This is a genomic window from Flavobacteriales bacterium (genome assembly GCA_025210295.1).
Taxonomy (GTDB): domain Bacteria; phylum Bacteroidota; class Bacteroidia; order Flavobacteriales_D; family Parvicellaceae; genus S010-51.
In genome coordinates this window covers 14,813-32,125 of record JAOASC010000046.1, presented here as the reverse complement: position 1 = coordinate 32,125, position 17,313 = coordinate 14,813, and the positions used below count along the sequence as shown (strand labels likewise).

Here is a 17,313-nt window from a genome sequence, read left to right as displayed (position 1 = left end):
GAGGATCAGTACATACTATTGAAGAGGACCTAGACAGTCTATATAAATTAAAAGAAAACGAATGTTTTACTTTTATGGGTAAAAGATATATGATAAAAAATGGAGCGCTAATGCCATTAATTCTTGATTGATTTTGGAGAAGAAAGGATTCCCATTATTATAGATAATACGACATAGCTAAAAAAGAAGTAAAGACCAACAAGTGTTTTACTTTCTGTATCAATGCCTACATTCATATTAGAAAAAGAGAGGTATGCCAAGAAGCAACTTGCAACAAAAACATCTGCCATGCTCCACTTTCCAACGTAAGAAAGTATTTTAGAAAGTGTATGATAGCTCTTTGAACTTAATGCTAAAAAGAGGGTTAGGGAGAGCTTTAAAATTGGTAAAATAATACTGAAAAGTAAGATTGAGATTCCAACAAGAAAATTTTTGTCATCAAACAATATTGTAATTAGTTGAGCGATGGATTTACTTTGGTAGTAGTAGTACATCTTTCCTTCAAAAATGATGTTTGTTTCTAGTTTATCTGGAATTACTGATTCCGAAGTGTGTAGTCCTGTCCATTCGTCCAAGTATTCTAACCCCTTTTCAATTGGAGAAGTTAAAGCGCTTAAATCTAATCCTATAGGAATTGTCAAGTCATTATTTGACGCGCTAATAGACAGCATAGGAGTGGTGATTCCCAGGTAGAGAAATACAGTACAGATAACAAATAAAGGAAGTATTAGTTGTTGTTGAAGGTTTTTTCTAAAGTAAATTAATCCTAAGAATAGAAGTAGCGCAAAAGCAGCGGCTCCAATTTCAGTACTCTTTTCTTGCATCAAATTATAGTCATTTTCAGCTTCTAAAAGCAAATGAACAGCAGCTTGTTCTTTGGCGCTCCATTCAGTGTCGTCAACAAAGTGGAATGCTTTTTCAATGAGTAGCAGACTCCATTCTTTAGCATTGAAAAGCCTGTCTTCAAATTTTAAGACTTCCACATGTTGTTGCATGTGAGCTTGATAGTCGACATTGTGTTGGACGATTTCTAGTGTTCTGTAGACGGAGAATCCTAAAAAGACAATGCTAAAAATAAAGCTGTAAAAATAGGTTTTGAATATGTGCATAGACCTTAAATCTAAACAAACAATTTCCTAAAAAGCAATTCTATCTGTTAAAATAAATTAACACCTGTATAATTACTTGGCGTGATTAATTTTAATTCAGCCTTAATCGTTTCTGAAACATCCAATCCATCAACAAATGTAGCAATGGAGTTGGCATCAATTTTTGCATTTGTTCTGGTAAGTGCTTTAAGAGCTTCATAAGGGTTAGGATAGTTTTCTCTTCTAAGTACTGTTTGAATAGCTTCTGCAACAACTGCCCAGTTATTTTCTAAATCTTCTGCTATTTTTCCTTCGTTTAACAACAATTTATTTAAACCTTTATTTAATGAAGTAAGAGCAAGGATAGAATGTGCGATAGGAACTCCGATGTTTCTTAAAACGGTACTGTCTGTTAAGTCCCTTTGAAGTCTAGATACAGGAAGTTTTGCAGCAAGGTGCTCAAAAAGAGCGTTGGCAATACCAAGATTACCTTCAGAATTTTCAAAGTCAATAGGGTTTACTTTATGCGGCATTGCAGAAGAACCTACTTCTCCTTTTTTTATTTTTTGTTTAAAATAATCCATTGATACATAAGTCCAGATATCACGATCTAGATCAATAAGTATGGTGTTGATTCGTTTAAGCGCATCAAATAAAGATGCAATATTGTCGTAATGTTCTATTTGAGTAGTGGTTTGGCTTCTGTTAATGCCAAGCTTATTGTTTACTAAATCATTGGCGAAATCAACCCAGTTAAACTCAGGGTAAGCCACATTGTGAGCATTAAAGTTTCCTGTTGCACCTCCAAATTTAGCAGAAAAAGGAATGGCAAGTAATTGTTGTTTTTGAATGTTTAAACGTTCTATAAAAACATAAATCTCTTTACCAAGTTTGGTTGGAGAAGCAGGTTGTCCATGTGTTCTTGCTAATAAAGGGATTTCTTTCCATTCATTAGCTTTTTCAGTTAATAGTTCAATTGATTGTTCAAGTAAAGGAAGATAGCTGTCTAAAATCGCATCTTTCAAAGACTTAGGAATCGCTGTATTGTTGATGTCTTGTGAGGTAAGACCAAAGTGAATGAACTCTTTGCTGTCTTTAAGACCTAAGGCATCAAATTTTTCTTTAATGAAATATTCTACAGCTTTTACGTCATGGTTGGTTGTTTTTTCAATCTCCTTTATTCTTAATGCATCTTCCAAAGTAAATTCTGAGTAGATAGCTCTCAAAGCTGGAGTTTTAGTCAAATCAAAATCCTTAAGTTGAGGAAGAGGGAGTTCACATAATGCAATAAAGTATTCAATTTCAACAAAAACCCTGTATTTTATTAAAGCAAATTCAGAAAAATAGTTTTCTAGGTTTGAAGTTACTCTTCTATATCTACCGTCTATTGGGCTAATTGCTGTTAATGTGCTTAAGTTCATGGTTTTGTTTTGCTATTGAAATTGATTATTTTAGCGCAAAAATACAAAGAACTTGTTAAAGATTAGTGAATTCTAAGTTGTATTTTTTTATGTTTTTAATATCGATATTAGGAAAGAGTTTTACGAACTATGTTTAAGGATTTGTTATTAGGCTATAGAAGCTATTTAAACGCTTTGAAGTTTATAAAAGAGCATAAGCTCTATTTGTATTTTTTATTGCCCATTTTGTTGTTTGTTGGAATTTATTATTTGGGATTTGCGTTTGAGTCATGGAAAAATGAAGCTGCTCAAAGCTCAGAATCAGCAGGCTTTTGGTCAAAGATTTGGAGCGCCATTGTGTATGGTTTTTATACTGCTATGGCTTATTTGGTCTTTAAGTTTATGCGTTATATTTTGATCATCTGTTTATCTCCTATTTTATCTATTGTTTCAGAAAGAGTTGAAAGAATTATTACGGGTAATGTTTATAAATTTAATTTAAAGCAGTTAATAAAAGATGTTAAGCGAACCATTAATTTATCGATCAGAAATTTAATTTGGGAATTTGGTATCGTTTATTCTATTTGGCTGGTGATTATGATTTTGGGGTGGATATTTCAACTACCATCGGTAATTACAGGTTATATTCAAACAGCTGTTGCGATGCTGATCGGTTTTTATTATTATGGCTTTAGTTTTATTGATTACATGAATGAGAGGAGGCGATTGACCATTTCAGAAAGTGTCAGCTTTGTTAAAAAACATCGTGGATTTGCTTTTGCTTTAGGATCAGTCTTTACTATTTTGTTTCATTATACCAATAAGTATTTTGTAGGAGCAAAAGATGATTTCTCAACAAATGCATTTCTGGTTATTGTAATTGTATCATCAATTATCATGTCGATTATACCTATTGTTACAATAGTCGCTGCTACTTTAGGGGTTCATGAAATTGTAGATTTAAGCCAGAATACTACAGCAAAAGAGCTTGAAAATCACGATGATGTTAAAAAAACAGATGAGTTATAAACAATTGTAAAGGTAAAGTTAGCTTTTTTCAAGAAATCAATATATTTGTTTATTTTAACGGATAATTTTTATTCTAAGTTATGATAAAATATATACTTTTTATACTTGTTTTTATATCTGGAAATTTAGCGATTGCCAATGGTTATATCGCCTTAACAGATACTAATAAGAACATCATTCAGCGCGCTAAAATTGATTTTAAAGTAGCCGAGGGAACGCGTAAGTTTTATGAGCATAATTACAGAGGAGCATTAAATTTGTTTAGAGAAATATTGTCAATTGATGAAAACAATGCAAAAGCAAATTATGGTATTGCTCAATGTCAATATGCCTTGAATAAATACGATTTGTCTAAAGAGTATTTAGATAAGTCTTATAGTCTTAATAAGGAAGTTGATAGAGATGTGTTGTTGTTGAAAGGGAAAATCGAACATCGTTTAGGGAATTTAGATGAAGCAATAGCTAATTTCGAAGCCTATAAGTTAACACTTAATGGAAATGAGCGTAAGATTCAAGATTCTGACGTTGATTTATTTGTGGCTCAATGTAATTATGCTAAAAAGCAAATGCAAGCTCCTAAAGATGTTACAATTACGAATTTAGGAGACAAGATCAATACCTTTGCTCCTGAATTTGCGCCATGTATCTCCCAAGATGGTAAAACATTAGTGTTTACTTCAAGAAGATCAGATACTAAAGGGGGGAATTTAGATCGAAATTTTGATTATTTATATTATACAGATATTTACATTTCAACATTAGATACTGTTACAGGAGAATGGACAAAAGGAAAGTCTGTAAATGGTAGAGTGAATACAGAGTTTCATGATGGAGCTCTTGGTTTTACTCCTGATGGAAAGATGTTGGTTTATAGAAATATCACCAATGTAACAGGAAGTGGGGATATTTATATTGCTAAACAGAGTAAGTCTGGAAAATGGGGTGAACCTAAACCTTTACTAGAAAAAGAAGATAAAAAGATCAGTAAAAAGATAAATTCTAGTTATTTCGAATCTTCAGCTAGTATGACGGGAGATGGAAAAGCGATCTATTTTGTTTCTGAAAGACCTGGAGGTGAGGGGAGAGCTGATATCTATGTCGTAAAAAAAGAGGGAGGTTCGTGGACTGAACCAAGAAACTTGGGGGCAAGTATCAATACAACAGGAGATGAAAAATGTGTGTTTATTTCTTTAGATGGTAAGCGTTTGTTTTATTCTTCAAATGGATTTGAAAACAGTTTAGGATCTTATGATATTTACATGTCTGAGATGGATGAGCAAGGAGTTTGGAGTGCACCAATGAATATGGGATATCCAATAAATACAGTTAAAGAAGAGAAAACAATATCTGTAAGCCCTGATGGTAAGACAGCTTATGTAAGTGCATACTATAAAAAAGACTCTAAAGGAGGAGCAGATATCTTTTCGATAGATATTTCCAAGTTAAAATAAGAAAATGAGACTTTGGTTTTCATTGTGTTTTTTATCTTTTTTATCCTTTACAGCTTGTAAGAAACAAAAAGAAACAGAGCTTCGTTTAAGTCTTTCATCTTTTGTTAATGATAATGCAATCGTAGATGCTGATGTAGCATTTTATGTAAAGAGCGTTTCTGGTAGTACTTTTTCCAATTCATTTGAACTGATAAACTCTGGAAAAACAGATTGGAAAGGAGAGTACTTGGTTGGCTTGTCTAAAACTTCTTCAGATATAGCCTATCAATTTAGAATAACTAAAGCTGGTTTTTTGACTAAAGTTGTTGAGCTAAGTCCAGATTTGATTGATGCCGCGACAATCAACGATGTCAAGGTGGCTTATAAGCCTATTGCTGAAATAGTATTTAAATTAGTCTGGGGGGCGGGAGCAATGCCTGGTGATCAAGTGTATTTCAGTTTTAACAATGACCAAGAGGTTGGTGAGTCCTATAATAGTTTAAGTTTTTCAGCTAGCCAAATAGATACTTTGTTAACAACAAGAGTGCTTGCAGATCAGTATAACCATTATTCTTATGTTTTAAACAGAAATGGTGTGTTAACACAAGTGAATGATTCAGTATATTGCTCAATTGGGGGAAGTGTATTTCAGTTCGTGGAGTTTTAATTTGCTAACGAATTGATATACAACCTTTTTTTTTACCTTTTTTCTTAAAAAGAGGTGCTAAATATTGGAATTAAAAAAAAATAGATTACCTTTGCAGACCCTAAATGTAATTTTAGGATAAAAATCAATTAGAAAGAATTAAATATTATTATGCCAACTATTCAACAGTTAGTAAGAAAAGGAAGGACTAGTAAAGTACAGGTAAGTAAATCTGCAGCTTTAGATTCATGTCCACAAAGAAGAGGAGTTTGTGTTAGGGTTTATACTACAACACCTAAGAAACCTAACTCTGCAATGAGAAAAGTAGCAAGGGTGAGATTAACCAATGGAAAAGAGGTTAATGCTTACATCGGTGGTGAAGGTCACAACTTACAAGAACACAGTATTGTTTTGGTAAGAGGTGGAAGAGTTAAAGATTTACCAGGTGTAAGATATCATATTGTACGTGGTGCTTTAGATACTGCAGGTGTGGAAGGAAGAACACAAAGAAGATCAAAATACGGGGCGAAAAGACCTAAGAAATAATAAATTAAAAGTAAAGACAAGTTAAGTCATGAGAAGAAGAAAGGCCAAAAAGCATATTATCTTACCAGATCCTAAGTTTAATGACGTTCAGGTAACAAAGTTTGTAAATAATTTAATGTTAGACGGAAAGAAAAGTGTTGCGTTTAAGATTTTTTACGATGCTATTGATATTTTAGATGAGCGTTCTGAGGAGAATGAAGGGTTAGAAATATGGAAGAAAGCTTTAGTAAATGTCACTCCAGGCGTTGAAGTAAGAAGTAGAAGAGTAGGTGGTGCTACATATCAAATTCCATCTCCAGTTAGAGATTCAAGAAAGCATTCATTGGCAATGAAATGGTTGATTGGTTTCGCTAGAAAAAGAAATGAAAAGTCAATGAGTCAAAAGTTGGCTGCGGAAATTTCTGCTGCTGCAAAAGAAGAAGGGGCGGCATTTAAAAAGAAAGAGGATATGCACAGAATGGCTGAGGCTAATAAAGCATTTTCTCATTTTAGATTCTAATTAAGATTTTTATAAAGTATAATAAGATAGCAAAATGGCTAAAAGAGATTTAAAGTACACAAGAAACATTGGGATTATGGCCCATGTTGACGCTGGTAAAACAACTACTACTGAGCGTATCCTTTATTACACTGGAGTTTCTCACAAGATAGGTGAGGTACACGATGGTGCAGCTACAATGGACTGGATGGAGCAAGAGCAAGAAAGAGGTATTACAATTACTTCTGCTGCGACAACAGTTTTTTGGAACTACTTAGATGAAGAGTACAAGATTAATATTATTGATACTCCAGGACACGTTGATTTTACAGTAGAAGTAGAGCGTTCTTTACGTGTATTAGATGGAGCAGTAGCTTTATTCTGTGCTTCAAGTGGAGTAGAGCCTCAATCTGAAACGGTTTGGAGACAAGCTGATAAATATAATGTTCCTAGAATTGGATTCATTAACAAAATGGATAGAATTGGAGCTGATTTCTTTGGTACTATAGATCAAATTAAAGAGCGTTTAGGAGCGAATCCTATTCCTTTGACTATTCCTATTGGAGCAGAAGATGATTTCAAAGGTTTAGTTGATTTAATTAAAATGAAAGCTTTTGTTTGGGCAGGAGATGATAACGGAATGTCTTTTGATGTTCTTGATATTCCTGAAGATTTAAAAGAAGAAGCTGAAGAGTGGAGAAATGTATTGATTGAAGCTGTTGCTGAAAGTGATGATGAATTAATGGAGAAGTTTTTCGAAGATCCAGATTCAATCACTGAAGAAGAAATCATGAATGCAATTCGTGTAGCTACAATTAATATGTCTATTAATCCTATTATTTGTGGTTCAGCATTTAAAAACAAAGGGGTTCAAACATTATTAGATTATGTAATGGCGTTTTTACCATCTCCAGTTGATATTGATGCAATTGAAGGTACAGATGTAGAAGGAAATGAAACATTAACAAGAAAGCCTAATAACGATGAACCAATGTCGGCATTAGCGTTTAAAATTGCAACAGATCCTTTCGTAGGTAGATTGTGTTTCTTTAGAATGTATTCAGGAGTTTTAGATGCAGGTTCGTATGTTTTAAATACTAGAACAAACAAGAAGGAGCGTATCTCTAGAATTTTCCAAATGCACTCTAATAAACAAAATGCTTTAGATAGAATCGAAGCAGGAGATATTGGTGCTGGAGTTGGATTTAAAGACATTAGAACTGGTGATACATTGTGTGCTGAAAAACACCCAATCGTATTAGAATCAATGGAATTCCCTGATCCAGTAATTGGTATTGCTATCGAGCCTAAAACTAAGGCAGATGTTGATAAGTTAGGTGTTGCATTATCTAAGTTAGGAGAAGAGGATCCAACGTTCCAAATTAAAACGGATGAAGATTCAGGTCAAACGATTATCTCAGGAATGGGTGAGTTACACTTAGAGGTATTAATTGATCGTTTAAAAAGAGAATTTAAAGTAGAGGTTAACGAAGGTGCTCCTCAAGTAAACTATAAAGAGGCAATTAAAAGAGCTGCAAACCATAGAGAGGTTTATAAGAAACAATCAGGTGGTCGTGGTAAATTTGCTGATATTGTAGTTGAAATTAAGCCTCGTGAAGATGGAAAAGAAGGATTAGAATTTATCAATGAAGTAAAAGGTGGTAATATTCCTAGAGAATTTATTCCTAACGTTGAGAAAGGATTTACTGAAGCTATGAAGAATGGTGTATTAGCAGGGTTCTCAATGGATAGTATGACCGTTACTTTAAAAGATGGATCTTTCCACGCTGTAGATTCAGATGGTTTATCATTTGAGTTGTGTGCTAAGTTAGCATACAAAGCTGCAGCACCAGCATGTGGAGCTGTTCTTTTAGAGCCAATCATGAAATTGGAAGTTGTAACTCCAGAAGAAAACATGGGAGATATCGTTGGAGATTTGAACAGAAGAAGAGGTCAAATCGAAGGAATGGACGATAGAAATGGAGCTAAAGTTGTTAAAGCGTTAGTGCCATTATCAGAAATGTTTGGATACGTTACAGCATTAAGAACAATGTCTTCAGGTAGAGCAACTTCTACAATGGAGTTCAATAACTATGCAGAATGTCCAAAAGGAATTGCTGATGCAGTAATTGCTAAATCTAAAGGAGAAGTAGAGGCTTAATTAACAAATAAGATAAAAGACAAAATGAGTCAAAAAATAAGAATAAAATTAAAATCTTACGATTACAACTTAGTAGATAAGTCTGCTGAGAAGATTGTAAAAACAGTAAAAACTACTGGTGCAGTTGTTAGCGGTCCTATTCCGCTACCAACGCACAAAAGAATTTACACCGTGTTAAAGTCACCACACGTAAATAAGAAAGCTCGTGAGCAGTTTCAATTATGCTCTTACAAAAGATTAATGGATATTTATAGCTCTTCATCAAAGACTATTGATGCATTAATGAAGTTAGAGTTACCAAGTGGTGTAGAAGTAGAAATTAAAGTATAATTATAAATAAAGTAAAATGGCTGGTATCATAGGCAAAAAAGTAGGGATGACTAGCGTATTCAGTACCGATGGTAAAAACATACCATGTACGATTATTGAGGCAGGACCTTGTGTTGTAACACAAATCAAGTCTCAAGAAAAAGATGGATACGAAGCAGTTCAAATTGGTTACGGAGAGCGCAAAGAAAAAAACACTTCAAGCGCTTTGAAAGGACACTTCAAAAAAGCTAGTACAACTCCAAAAAGTAAATTAGTAGAGTTTAGATCTTTTGATTCTGATTTAAACTTAGGAGATGAAATTACTGTTGAATTATTCCAAGAAGGAGAATTCGTAGATGCAGTAGGAACTTCAAAAGGTAAAGGATTCCAAGGTGTTGTTAAACGTCACAACTTTAGAGGAGTAGGTGATGCAACACATGGTCAGCACAACAGATTAAGAGCTCCAGGTTCTATCGGTGCTGCATCTTACCCAGCGAGAGTTTTTAAAGGAATGAAAATGGCAGGAAGAACTGGTGGTGATAGAGTTAAAGTTTCTAATCTAGAAGTATTAAAAGTTTTAGCTGATAAAAACATCATCGTTATTAAAGGTTCTGTGCCAGGAGCTAAAGGATCATACGTAATACTTGAGAAATAATGGAATTAGCAGTTTATAATAAAGAAGGTAAAGCAACAGCAAAGAAAGTTACTTTAGCAGATTCAATCTTTGGTTTAGAGCCAAATGAGCATGCTGTTTATTTGGATGTTAAACTTTACCTAGCTAATCAGCGTCAAGGAACGCATAAAGCTAAAGAAAGAGGAGAAATTACTGGAAGTACTAAGAAAATCAAAAAACAAAAAGGAACAGGTACTGCCAGAGCAGGTAGTATTAAGAACCCATTGTTTAGAGGTGGAGGACGTGTTTTTGGACCAAGACCAAGAAACTATAGCTTCAAGTTAAATAAGAAGTTAAGAAAGTTAGCTCGTGCTACAGCTCTATCGCATAAAGCTATCGAAAACCAAATCACAATTTTAGAAGATCAAAAGTTTGATACACCTAAAACAAGTGAATTTGTTTCGCTATTAGAAAATTTAAAAGTTTCTGATAAAAAAACATTATTTGTGGTTGCAAATGAAGAAAGAAATGTATATTTGTCGTCTCGAAATTTGAAAAAGAGTAAAGTCGTTTCTGCCGACAAGTTAAATACATTCGATATTCTTAATGCTGATGCATTAGTTTTAGCTGAAGGAGCCGTAGAGAAAATTGAAAACTTATTTAACGCGTAAGAGAAATGCAAGATATTATTAAAAGACCAGTCTTGACTGAAAAGTCTAACACATTAAGTGAAAAGTCAAATACTTACACTTTTATTGTGAATAAGGATTCAAACAAGATTGAGATAAAGAATGCCATCGAGAAATTGTACAATGTTGCTGTTGACTCTGTGAACACAATGAATTATGGTGGTGGAAAAAGAAAAATGAAGCACACAAGTCGTGGGATTTCTTTTCAACGTAACAAGCTTTACAAGAAAGCTGTAGTTACAGTAGCGGAAGGAGATATCATTGATTTGTATGAAAACATTTAACAACAGAAATTAATTAGAAATGGGATTAAGAAAATTAAAACCAATGACACCAGGTCAACGACACAAGATTGTCGATGACTTTTCTAATATTACAGCTTCAAAGCCAGAGAAATCTTTAGTAAAAGGTTTAAATAAATCTGGAGGAAGAAATAATACAGGGAAAATGACGATGAGATACATCGGTGGTGGTCATAAGAGAAAGTACAGAGCTATCGATTTTAAAAGGAATAAACAAGATATTCCAGCTACTGTAAAAACTATCGAGTATGATCCAAATAGATCTGCTAGAATTGCATTATTATACTATGCTGATGGAGAAAAGAGATATATTATCGCTCCTGAAGGATTAGAAGTAGGTCAGACAGTGATGTCTGGTAAAAATGCAACTCCAGATGTTGGAAATACACTTTATTTAAGTGATATTCCTTTAGGAACAGTAATTCACAACATTGAATTATACCCTGGTAAAGGAGGTTCATTAGTGAGAAGTGCAGGTGCTTACGCACAATTAAACGCTAGAGATGGTAAATATGCAATTGTTAAATTACCTTCTGGTGAAGTAAGAATGATCTTATTGACATGTACTGCAACAATCGGTGTGGTTTCAAATTCAGAGCATAGTTTAACTAGATCTGGTAAAGCGGGACGTTCTAGATGGTTAGGAAGAAGACCTCGTGTAAGAGGTGTTGTAATGAATCCAGTTGATCACCCAATGGGTGGTGGTGAAGGTAAGTCTTCAGGAGGACACCCAAGATCAAGAACTGGATTACCAGCTAAAGGATACAAAACAAGAAGTAAAACTAAAGCTTCAAACCGCTTTATAATTTCAAAAAGAAAATAATTTAAGAAATGGCTAGATCGTTAAAAAAACCACCATTTGTACATTATAAACTAATTAAGAGAGTTGACGAAGCACAAGAATCTGGATCTAAAAGTGTAATTAAGACTTGGTCTAGAGCTTCAACTATTACTCCTGAATTTGTAGGTTTAACTATTGCAGTTTACAACGGGAAAAAATTTATCCCTGTATATGTAACTGAGAATATGGTTGGACATAAGTTAGGCGAATTTGCACCAACTCGTACTTTTAGAGGACATGGTGGAAAGAAAGATAAAGGTAAAAGATAACCACTCTAAAAGTTTATTGAAATGGGAAAAAGAAAAAGAGAAACTGCGGAACTTAAGAAAGAGCTTAAGAGCAGTACAGCAATAGCAAAATTAAATAACTGTCCTACTTCACCTAGAAAAATGCGTTTAGTTGCAGATATCATTAGAGGGGAGAACGTTTATACAGCATTAAATATTTTAAAATTTAATCCTAAAGAAGCGTCAAATAGAATGGAAAAGTTATTAGTTTCTGCAATTAATAACTGGGAGCAGAAAAATGAAGGAGAAGATCCTTCAACTGCTAACCTAATAGTAAAGGATGTTTACGTTGATAGTGCTAGAATGTTGAAAAGAATTCAGCCAGCACCACAAGGTAGAGCACACAGAATTAGAAAAAGATCAAATCACGTTACACTTGTAATTGATAAAACGAAGTAAAAGACAATATTAATGGGACAAAAAACTAATCCAATAGGAAATAGATTAGGATTCATCAGAGGATGGGATTCTAACTGGTACGGTGGAAAAGATTATTCTGCTAAGATTGTTGAAGATGATAAAATACGTAAGTATATCTCTACTCGTCTTAGAAAAGCAAGTGTATCTAAAGTAATTATTGAGAGAACTTTAAAATTAGTTACAATTACTATCAATACTGCAAGACCAGGTGTTATTATCGGGAAAGGTGGTGCTGAAGTTGATAAACTAAAAGAAGAGTTAAAGAAAATTACTGGTAAAGAGATTCAAATCAATATTTTTGAAATCAAAAGACCAGAGTTAGACGCTCAATTAGTTGCTGATAGTATCGCAAGACAAATCGAAGGAAGAATTTCTTTTAGACGTGCTATTAAAATGGCTATTGCTTCTACAATGAGAATGGGAGCTGAAGGAATAAAAGTTAAGATTTCTGGAAGATTGAACGGAGCTGAAATGGCGCGTTCTGAACAATATAAAGATGGTAGAACACCATTACATACTTTCAGAGCTGATATTGATTATGCTTTAGCTGAAGCACATACAACGTACGGAAGAATCGGTGTAAAAGTATGGATTTGTAAAGGTGAAGTTTACGGTAAAAGAGATTTAAGTCCTAATTTTGGAATGGCTAAAGGTGGTTCTAAAAGAGGTTCTGGAGCCGGAAAGAGAAAGAGAAATTAATTTGAAGCACTAAAAGAATTAAGTAATGTTACAACCAAAAAGAACAAAGTTTAGAAGAGTTCAGAAAGGAAGAATGAAAGGTTTGGCGCAAAGAGGAAGCCAAATTTCATTCGGATCTTTTGCAATCAAATCTTTAGATGAAGGATTTATTACTTCTAGACAAATTGAGGCTGCACGTATCGCGGTAACTCGTTATATGAAAAGGGAAGGAAAAGTTTGGATTAGAATTTTTCCAGACAAGCCTTTAACAGCTAAGCCAGCAGAGGTAAGGATGGGTAAAGGTAAAGGTGCTCCAAGTCACTGGGTTGCTCCAGTTAAACCTGGAAGAATCATGTTCGAATGTGATGGAGTTCCATTTGAGGTAGCTAAAGAGGCAATGAGATTAGCAGCACAAAAGTTACCTGTTAAAACCAAATTTGTAGTGCGTAGAGATTACGCATAAATTAAAAGAAGTTATGAAGGCAACAGAATTAAAAGAACTAAGTGTCGCTGATTTGCAAGAGCTTTTAGTAGAAAATAAAGCTACATTATCAAAGCTAATGATCAATCACAAAATCGCTGAGTTGGAGAATCCAATTCAAATTAAAAATTATAGAAGAACTATAGCTCGAATTAAAACCGAATTAACTAGTAGAAATCTTGAAGTAGCAAAATAGTTATGAGAAATTTAAGAAAGGAAAGAGTTGGGGTGGTTACAAGTAATAAGATGGAGAAATCTATCGTAGTAACAGTAGAAAGAAAAGTAAAACATCCAATGTATGGTAAGTTTATGAAAAAATCTACTAAATTTGTAGCGCACGACGAGAAAAATGATTGTAACGAAGGTGATACAGTTAGAATAATGGAGACTCGTCCATTAAGTAAAAGAAAGAATTGGAGACTAGTAGAAATAGTTGAAAGAGCTAAATAATTAATTACAATGATACAGCAAGAAAGTAGACTTTCAGTAGCAGACAATAGTGGTGCTAAAGAAGTGCTTTGTATAAGAGTTTTAGGTGGAACAAAAAGAAGATATGCTTCTGTTGGTGATAAAATAGTTGTGACTATTAAAAATGCATTACCATCAGGAAGTGTTAAAAAAGGACAAGTTTCACAAGCTGTTATAGTTAGAACAAAGAAAGAAGTAAGAAGAGCAGACGGATCTTATATTAGATTCGACGATAATGCAGTAGTATTGTTAAATACAGGTGGAGAAATGAGAGGTACTCGTATTTTTGGACCTGTTGCAAGAGAGTTAAGAGATAAACAATTTATGAAAATTGTATCTTTGGCTCCTGAAGTATTATAGTCATTTAAAAGATATGAAGACGAATTATAGAATAAAAAAGGGTGATACTGTAAAAGTAATTGCCGGAGCGGCAAAAGGTCAGCAAGGAGAAATCCTAGATATCGACGCAAAGAAGAACCGCGTATTTATTGAAGGTTTGACGAAAAAAGTAAAAAAACACGTTAAGCCACAAACAGATAAAGCAAATCCTGAAGGCGGGATTGTAGAATTAGATTACGGAGTACACGTATCTAATGTGATGTTAGTTGATCCTGTATCTGGAGATACTACTAAAGTTGGTTATAAATTCGACGAAAACAACAAAAAAGTTCGTTTCGCTAAAAAATCAGGGGAGGTAATTAAGTAATGAGCTATTCACCAAGATTAAAAGGTGTTTATGAGAACGAAGTCGTTCCAGCACTAAAGGAAAAGTTTGGGTACAACACAATCATGCAAGTACCAAAAATTGAGAAGATAGTATTAAGCCAAGGAATTGGTGAAGCTGTAGCAGATAAGAAGATTGCTGAATCAGCAGTTAAAGAATTAACTGAAATCGCTGGTCAGAAAGCTCAAATTTGTTTGTCTAAAAAGGATGTTTCTAACTTTAAATTAAGAAAAGGAATGCCTGTAGGAACTAAAGTTACATTGAGAAGAGAAAAAATGTACGAGTTCTTAGACAGATTAATTACAGTATCATTACCAAGAACTAGAGATTTTAGAGGAGTTCAATCTAAAGGAGATGGAAGCGGAAACTTCACTATTGGAGTAAAAGAACACATCATATTCCCAGAAATCAATATTGATAAGGTAAACAGAATTTTAGGAATGGATATAACAATCGTTACATCTGCAAATACGAACGAAGAAGGGAGAGCTTTATTAGAGCAATTTGGTTTTCCTTTTGCAAAAAAATAAGAAGATGGCAAAAGAATCAATGAAAGCTAAAGAGCTTAAAAGAGCTCGTTTAACAGATCGTTACGCTGAAAAAAGAGCTGCTTTAAGAAAAGCTGCTGCAGAAGGAGATTGGGATGCTATGTTAGCATTACAAAAACTTCCTAAGAATTCAATGTATATTAGAAAACACAATCGTTGTCAGTTAACAGGTCGTCCAAGAGGATATATGAGACAATTTGGAATCTCTCGTGTGACGTTTAGAGAAATGGCGTTAGCTGGTAAAATACCAGGAGTAAGAAAAGCTAGCTGGTAATTAGAAATATAAGAAATAAAGAATATGAAAATTACTGATCCAATAGCTGATTACTTAACTAGATTGAGAAACGCAATTAAAGCAAATCATAAAGTAGTTGAAATACCAGCTTCGAATATAAAGAAAGAAATGACGAAGATTTTATTCGAAAAAGGGTATATCTTAAATTATAAATTCATTGATGATAATAAACAAGGAGTTATTAAAATTGCTTTAAAATATCATCCACAAACAAAAGAATCTGCAATCTCTAACTTAACGAGAATTAGTAAGTCAGGTTTAAGAAAATATGCTAGTGCAGATAACTTGCCACGTGTATTAAATGGTTTAGGAATTGCTATTATCTCAACTTCAAAAGGAGTAATTACAGATAAAGAAGCAAGAAAGGAGAATGTAGGTGGTGAAGTACTTTGCTACGTTCATTAAAATTAAAGATTTAAAGAAATGTCAAGAATAGGAAAAGCACCAATTAGCATACCAGAAGGTGTTGAAATAAATATCTCAGAAGATAACGTTGTTACTGTAAAAGGTAAGTTAGGAGAGTTAACTCAAACAATTGATAAATCAATTTCATTATCTGTAAGTGATGGTGAAGTTGTTGTAGAAAGAAGTTCTGAAGCTAAAGATGTTAAAGCTAAGCACGGTTTATACCGTTCATTAGTTAACAATATGGTTGAAGGCGTATCTAAAGGATTCTCTACAGTGCAAGAATTGGTAGGGGTTGGATATAGAGCATCTTCACAAGGTCAAAGATTAGAATTAGCATTAGGATTTTCTCATCCAATAGTTTTTGAAATCCCATCAGAGGTGAAATTAGAAACTGTATCTGAGAAAGGGAAAAATCCTTTAATTAAGCTTACTTCACATGACAAGCAATTAGTTGGTCAAGTAGCTGCTAAAATTAGATCACTTAGAAAGCCAGAGCCTTACAAAGGAAAGGGAGTACGTTTTCAAGGTGAAGAAATTAGAAGAAAGGCTGGTAAAACTGCTGGGTAATTCTTGAATTTAATACATTAAGAAAATGGCTTTATCGAAATTAGAAAAAAGAAAAAGAATAAAAAGAAGAATCCGTAAAAATATAAACGGTTCTGAGCAAAAACCAAGATTATCTGTTTTTAGAAGCAACAGACAAATGTATGCTCAATTAATTGATGATGTTACTGGTAGAACTTTATTATCAGCTTCATCACTTAAAAATGAAAAAGCTCAAAATATTAACAAAATTGAGCAAGCTAAAATTGTAGGTACTGAGATCGCTGAAAAAGCATTAAGTGCAGGAATTGAAGCATGCGTTTTTGATAGAAATGGGTTTTTATACCACGGAAGAGTTCAAGCATTAGCTGAAGCAGCTAGAGAAAAAGGATTAAAATTTTAAAATACGATGTCTAAGGTGAATACAAAAAAAATGAACTCTAGTGAAATAGAGTTGAAAGATAAATTAGTAGCAATTAATCGTGTTACTAAAGTTACTAAAGGAGGACGTAACTTCAGCTTCTCTGCAATAGTAGTAGTAGGAGATGAAAATGGTCTTGTAGGACATGGACTTGGTAAAGCAAATGAGGTAACTGAAGCTATTTCTAAAGCAATTGATGATGCTAAGAAAAATGTAGTTAGAGTAGCGTTAGTGAACAACACTGTTCCTCATGAAATTTTAATCAAATCTGACGGAGCTAAGGTTTTCTTAAAACCAGCTTCTGAAGGTACAGGAGTAATTGCAGGTGGTGCGATGCGTGCTGTGTTAGAAAGCGCAGGGATTCATAACGTATTAGCAAAATCTCAAGGATCATCTAACCCACACAACGTAGTTAAAGCTACTATCAAAGCGTTAGGAGAAATGAGAGATGCCAATGCTGTTGCAAGAAAAAGAGGAATCTCTTTAGAGAAAGTGTTTAACGGGTAAT

General features: G+C 33.7%; 27 protein-coding genes. 25 read left to right on the top strand and 2 right to left on the bottom strand.

What is annotated here, in order from left to right:
- Positions 1-116: 116 nt before the first annotated feature.
- On the bottom strand, positions 117-1,109 hold the full coding sequence (locus N4A35_14085) for a paraquat-inducible protein A (GenBank protein MCT4582541.1): 993 nt from the start codon (positions 1,107-1,109) through the stop codon (positions 117-119).
- Between the two features lie 47 nt (positions 1,110-1,156).
- On the bottom strand, positions 1,157-2,509 hold the full coding sequence (gene purB / locus N4A35_14080; protein ID MCT4582540.1) for an adenylosuccinate lyase: 1,353 nt from the start codon (positions 2,507-2,509) through the stop codon (positions 1,157-1,159).
- Positions 2,510-2,683: 174 nt separating this feature from the next.
- Between purB and N4A35_14075 the strand changes: the two genes are divergently transcribed.
- From N4A35_14075 to rpsE, 25 genes are all read left to right on the top strand, one after another.
- Positions 2,684-3,517, top strand: a complete 834-nt coding sequence (locus N4A35_14075; protein ID MCT4582539.1) for an EI24 domain-containing protein — start codon at positions 2,684-2,686, stop codon at positions 3,515-3,517.
- A gap of 80 nt (positions 3,518-3,597) precedes the next feature.
- Positions 3,598-4,968 (top strand): tetratricopeptide repeat protein, encoded by a 1,371-nt coding sequence (locus N4A35_14070; GenBank protein ID MCT4582538.1) that lies wholly within the window; start codon positions 3,598-3,600, stop codon positions 4,966-4,968.
- Positions 4,969-4,972: 4 nt separating this feature from the next.
- A complete protein-coding gene (locus tag N4A35_14065) occupies positions 4,973-5,614 on the top strand; it encodes a hypothetical protein (protein ID MCT4582537.1) in 642 nt (213 codons plus the stop codon).
- Positions 5,615-5,764: 150 nt separating this feature from the next.
- On the top strand, positions 5,765-6,139 hold the full coding sequence (rpsL, locus tag N4A35_14060) for a 30S ribosomal protein S12 (protein ID MCT4582536.1): 375 nt from the start codon (positions 5,765-5,767) through the stop codon (positions 6,137-6,139).
- A 28-nt stretch (positions 6,140-6,167) separates the two neighbouring features.
- Positions 6,168-6,638: a 30S ribosomal protein S7 gene (gene rpsG, locus N4A35_14055; protein ID MCT4582535.1), complete on the top strand. Its 471-nt coding sequence runs from the start codon at positions 6,168-6,170 to the stop codon at positions 6,636-6,638.
- Between the two features lie 34 nt (positions 6,639-6,672).
- Entirely contained in the window at positions 6,673-8,778 is a 2,106-nt protein-coding gene (gene fusA, locus N4A35_14050; protein ID MCT4582534.1) for an elongation factor G, read from the top strand.
- Between the two features lie 24 nt (positions 8,779-8,802).
- Complete coding sequence (gene rpsJ, locus N4A35_14045; GenBank protein MCT4582533.1) at positions 8,803-9,108, top strand: 30S ribosomal protein S10; 306 nt, start codon at positions 8,803-8,805, stop codon at positions 9,106-9,108.
- A gap of 16 nt (positions 9,109-9,124) precedes the next feature.
- The gene (gene rplC, locus N4A35_14040) at positions 9,125-9,742 is read left to right on the top strand and encodes a 50S ribosomal protein L3 (GenBank protein MCT4582532.1); all 618 of its coding nucleotides are present in this window, start codon (positions 9,125-9,127) and stop codon (positions 9,740-9,742) included.
- Complete coding sequence (gene rplD / locus N4A35_14035) at positions 9,742-10,371, top strand: 50S ribosomal protein L4 (protein MCT4582531.1); 630 nt, start codon at positions 9,742-9,744, stop codon at positions 10,369-10,371. The genes rplC and rplD overlap by 1 nt, the downstream gene beginning before the upstream one ends.
- 5 nt (positions 10,372-10,376) lie before the next feature.
- The gene (gene rplW, locus N4A35_14030; protein MCT4582530.1) at positions 10,377-10,673 is read left to right on the top strand and encodes a 50S ribosomal protein L23; all 297 of its coding nucleotides are present in this window, start codon (positions 10,377-10,379) and stop codon (positions 10,671-10,673) included.
- A gap of 19 nt (positions 10,674-10,692) precedes the next feature.
- Positions 10,693-11,514: a 50S ribosomal protein L2 gene (gene rplB, locus N4A35_14025; GenBank protein MCT4582529.1), complete on the top strand. Its 822-nt coding sequence runs from the start codon at positions 10,693-10,695 to the stop codon at positions 11,512-11,514.
- An 8-nt stretch (positions 11,515-11,522) separates the two neighbouring features.
- Complete coding sequence (rpsS, locus tag N4A35_14020; protein ID MCT4582528.1) at positions 11,523-11,801, top strand: 30S ribosomal protein S19; 279 nt, start codon at positions 11,523-11,525, stop codon at positions 11,799-11,801.
- Positions 11,802-11,822: 21 nt separating this feature from the next.
- Entirely contained in the window at positions 11,823-12,218 is a 396-nt protein-coding gene (gene rplV, locus N4A35_14015) for a 50S ribosomal protein L22 (GenBank protein MCT4582527.1), read from the top strand.
- 12 nt (positions 12,219-12,230) lie between these two features.
- A complete protein-coding gene (gene rpsC / locus N4A35_14010; GenBank protein ID MCT4582526.1) occupies positions 12,231-12,938 on the top strand; it encodes a 30S ribosomal protein S3 in 708 nt (235 codons plus the stop codon).
- A gap of 25 nt (positions 12,939-12,963) precedes the next feature.
- Positions 12,964-13,380, top strand: a complete 417-nt coding sequence (gene rplP, locus N4A35_14005) for a 50S ribosomal protein L16 (protein MCT4582525.1) — start codon at positions 12,964-12,966, stop codon at positions 13,378-13,380.
- 13 nt (positions 13,381-13,393) lie between these two features.
- Entirely contained in the window at positions 13,394-13,594 is a 201-nt protein-coding gene (rpmC, locus tag N4A35_14000) for a 50S ribosomal protein L29 (protein MCT4582524.1), read from the top strand.
- On the top strand, positions 13,591-13,848 hold the full coding sequence (rpsQ, locus tag N4A35_13995; protein ID MCT4582523.1) for a 30S ribosomal protein S17: 258 nt from the start codon (positions 13,591-13,593) through the stop codon (positions 13,846-13,848). Before rpmC ends, rpsQ begins: the two co-directional genes overlap by 4 nt.
- A gap of 9 nt (positions 13,849-13,857) precedes the next feature.
- On the top strand, positions 13,858-14,226 hold the full coding sequence (rplN, locus tag N4A35_13990; protein MCT4582522.1) for a 50S ribosomal protein L14: 369 nt from the start codon (positions 13,858-13,860) through the stop codon (positions 14,224-14,226).
- A gap of 13 nt (positions 14,227-14,239) precedes the next feature.
- A complete protein-coding gene (gene rplX, locus N4A35_13985; protein ID MCT4582521.1) occupies positions 14,240-14,572 on the top strand; it encodes a 50S ribosomal protein L24 in 333 nt (110 codons plus the stop codon).
- Positions 14,572-15,120, top strand: coding sequence for a 50S ribosomal protein L5 (gene rplE, locus N4A35_13980; GenBank protein ID MCT4582520.1), 549 nt, complete (start codon positions 14,572-14,574; stop codon positions 15,118-15,120). The genes rplX and rplE overlap by 1 nt, the downstream gene beginning before the upstream one ends.
- A 4-nt stretch (positions 15,121-15,124) precedes the next feature.
- Positions 15,125-15,412, top strand: a complete 288-nt coding sequence (rpsN, locus tag N4A35_13975) for a 30S ribosomal protein S14 (GenBank protein ID MCT4582519.1) — start codon at positions 15,125-15,127, stop codon at positions 15,410-15,412.
- A 24-nt stretch (positions 15,413-15,436) separates the two neighbouring features.
- The gene (gene rpsH / locus N4A35_13970; protein ID MCT4582518.1) at positions 15,437-15,838 is read left to right on the top strand and encodes a 30S ribosomal protein S8; all 402 of its coding nucleotides are present in this window, start codon (positions 15,437-15,439) and stop codon (positions 15,836-15,838) included.
- An 18-nt stretch (positions 15,839-15,856) separates the two neighbouring features.
- Positions 15,857-16,408, top strand: a complete 552-nt coding sequence (gene rplF, locus N4A35_13965; protein ID MCT4582517.1) for a 50S ribosomal protein L6 — start codon at positions 15,857-15,859, stop codon at positions 16,406-16,408.
- Between the two features lie 25 nt (positions 16,409-16,433).
- Positions 16,434-16,787, top strand: coding sequence for a 50S ribosomal protein L18 (gene rplR / locus N4A35_13960; protein ID MCT4582516.1), 354 nt, complete (start codon positions 16,434-16,436; stop codon positions 16,785-16,787).
- 6 nt (positions 16,788-16,793) lie between these two features.
- Complete coding sequence (gene rpsE / locus N4A35_13955; GenBank protein ID MCT4582515.1) at positions 16,794-17,312, top strand: 30S ribosomal protein S5; 519 nt, start codon at positions 16,794-16,796, stop codon at positions 17,310-17,312.
- The last annotated feature ends 1 nt before the right edge of the window (position 17,313 follow it).